The sequence below is a fragment of the Spiroplasma endosymbiont of Lariophagus distinguendus genome (assembly GCF_023846195.1).
In the GTDB taxonomy this organism is placed as follows: Bacteria; Bacillota_I; Bacilli_A; order Mycoplasmatales; family VBWQ01; genus Spiroplasma_E.
The window spans coordinates 1-3269 of sequence record NZ_JALMUW010000080.1; the positions used below are offsets into that span (position 1 = coordinate 1).

At 20.6% G+C, this 3269-nt stretch carries 1 protein-coding gene; it reads left to right on the top strand.

Translation table 4 applies throughout. The annotated features are described in order from the left end of the window. Window positions 1-124: 124 nt before the first annotated feature. Window positions 125-3145 (top strand): DEAD/DEAH box helicase family protein, encoded by a 3021-nt coding sequence (locus M0D11_RS07305; protein ID WP_252320813.1) that lies wholly within the window; start codon window positions 125-127, stop codon window positions 3143-3145. Window positions 3146-3269 lie beyond the last annotated feature (124 nt).

The following is a 3269-nucleotide window of genomic DNA, read 5'->3' on the forward strand; positions in this document are numbered from 1 at the left end:
TTACCTTCCTCTAATATTTAAAATAATATTTTAAATATTAGAGGTTTTTTACTTTACAAAATTATTTTATAATAGTTAATAATTTATTAAAATAGACACTATTTATTATTAGGAAGTGTAGAGTATGAAAAATAAGGGCTATTATGATTTATTATTAAAGATTAGTGATGATATTACCAATAATTTCCAAACATCACATATTAATGATGAAAAAGAATTAATTAAAGACATTGATCATTATTTAGTTAAACAATTAAATAATACTTTAATTGAACAATTAAAAAGGATTAAATCACCAGAAGCAAAAATTGATTTTTTAAATCAAATCATAAGTAATTTTACTACTAATAAATTTAGTAATAACATTTTATTACAAGTAAATGATAGTATAATTGATAATCCTTTAACTTCTAATATTAGATTAAGTGACAATTTTCTATTTACTAATGAAAACCAACAAGTATTAATTAATCATTTAAATCAGGAAATCAGAACTTGTGATGAAGTATACTTTATTTATCCTTTTATATCAAATTCAATTATAAATAAGTTACGTTCATCATTTACTTATGCTTTAAATCATAATATTACTATTAATTTTATTACTACTACTTTTGATGATATGGCTTTATTTGTTAATTTATATGCATTAGTTAAAATAATAAAAAAGTATCCTAATATTAAAGTTAAAGTTGAAAATAATTTAGAAAAACGTAGTGAAAGAATTCATATTAAAGCTGCCATCTTTAAACGAAATTCAGGTTTTTCTTCAGCAATAATTGGTTCATCAAATTTAACGCAAAAAGGTTTAGCTAGTGGTCGTGAATGAAATATTAAAATTAATGAATTTGATAATAAGCAACTATATCAAAATATTTTAAATCAGTATTATAAATTATGAAATGATAATTTAGTTGATTTAAATAATGAACAACAACGATTACAATTACTATCGCGAATTGAATATAATCGATTGCTTGTAAATAAAAAAGATGAACAATGATTAGCAACTAATTATTTTCTTTATGATTTTCAAATTGCCTTAATTAATAAATTAAAGTTAAGAAGAAAACTTAAAAAAACAAAACATTTAATTGTCATGGCAACAGGTGTTGGTAAAACAGTAGTATCTGCTTTTGACTATTTAAATCAAATCAAAGAAAATAATAATCAAAAACCTTCAATTTTATTTTTAGCACATCAAAGAGAAATTATTGAACAAGCAATTATTACTTTTCGAAAAGTAATAAATGATAAAAAATTTGCAACTATTTTAAATAGTAAACAAAATAATTTTCAAGAACAATATTTATTTGCAACAGTACAAACTGTACATAGACATCTAAATAAGTTTAAACGTCAACAATTTGATATTATTATTTTTGATGAAGCTCATCATTTGGCTGCCAAAACTTTTCAGACAATTTTAAATTATTTTCATCCTAAACAAATTATTGGTTTAACAGCAACACCAGAACGAGAAGATAATAAAAACATTATTAATTATTTTGATAATGAGTTTGCACATGAATTACGATTGTGAGATGCAATTAATGAAAAACTTTTATCACCATTTGATTATTATTGTATTGATGACATTACTGCTGATTTAACTGGTATTGATTTAAATAATGATCAACAATTATTTAAAAAATTAAATACTGAAGCAAGAAATAAGTTATTATTAGATGTAATTAATGACTATATTGGATTTTATAGTAATCGGATTTGTTTAATTTTTTGTATTAATATTACTCATGCACAAATTGTTGCTAGATTTTTGCAAAATCAGGGCTTAAAAGCAGACTTTTTAACAAGTAAAAATCAAACTAATCGTAGTAAAATAATTAATGATTTTAAAAATAGAATTATTAATTATTTATGTGTAGTAAATATTTTTAATGAAGGAATTGATATTCCTGAAATTGATACTATTATTTTATTACGACCAACTAATTCAAAAACAGTATATTTGCAACAGTTAGGAAGAGGATTGAGAAAAACAGAAACTAAACATTGTTTAGAGGTTTATGATTTAATTGCTAATATTGATAAAAAATATGACATAACGATTGGTATTAAAAATCTTTCAAATTCACATATTATCAATGTTAATAAACAATTACCTAATAGTTTTAATTTACCTTATGGATGTACTATTACTTTAGAACCAAGAAGTCAAAACGTCATTTTAACTAATTTAAAGCAATGATATCAATCGCGAAAAAAAATTTATTTGGTAATTCAATCATACTATCAACTTTATAATGATAATGCTATTTTTAAAATATTAATTGATTATGATTTGACAATTCAAGAATTTTATAATTTTTTAAATGATTTTTATTTACGAATAGCAAAAAAAATAAAAAATTATCAAACCCATGATAATGATACTAATCGTAATCAAAATATCTTAAAACAATTCTTATTTTTAAATGATTATCAAATAGTTAATTATTTTTATTTAAGATTAAGTCAAGAATTAGATACTAAATTAATTAATTATCATTATGACAATTTATTAATAGCATCATTATTATATGAGGTTACAAGTAATAAAGTATTTAATCGTATTTTTCCAAATTTTAATGAAATACCATGTTTAGTTACAAATTTCATTGAAAATAACAAATTAGTTGTTAATGAACTAAAAATTATTCTTAAATATAAACTAGATTATGAAACATTATTACTCAATGAACATTTTAATCAAGATTACCCTTTATTATCTTATCAATCAACATTTACTGTGCATCAGGCACTATGTGCAATTAATCGTGTTAATTTTAATAAAAAACTTGGAGCTTTAAAAATTATTGCCTTTCAAGCAGGTCATTTGACATTTAATGAAAATAAATCAGTAATTTTTGCAGATATTGATGGAACAAATTATGGTAAATTAACTAGTTATAATAAATTAACAAAAGAATATTACTGATCAATACCAGAAAATAAAACGATTAATTCAAAATTAGTGAAAGATTTACAAAATAATAATATTGAAAAAATATTATTTTTAAATAATGATTGTAATAAAAAATTTAAAAATCTTGCTTTAAAGTTGTATGACTTTATTGGTATTGGTCAATATCAATTAACAATTAAAAGTGATTATATTACTATTAAATTTTTAATAGAATAAATAATATTTTATTTTTTTAATTTTATAAAAAATTTTAAAAATTTTAATTTTAAAAAAATAATGCTTTTTTATGATAATTAGGTTGACAATAATTATGGCATGTTGTACTATTGTTATTGTCCCA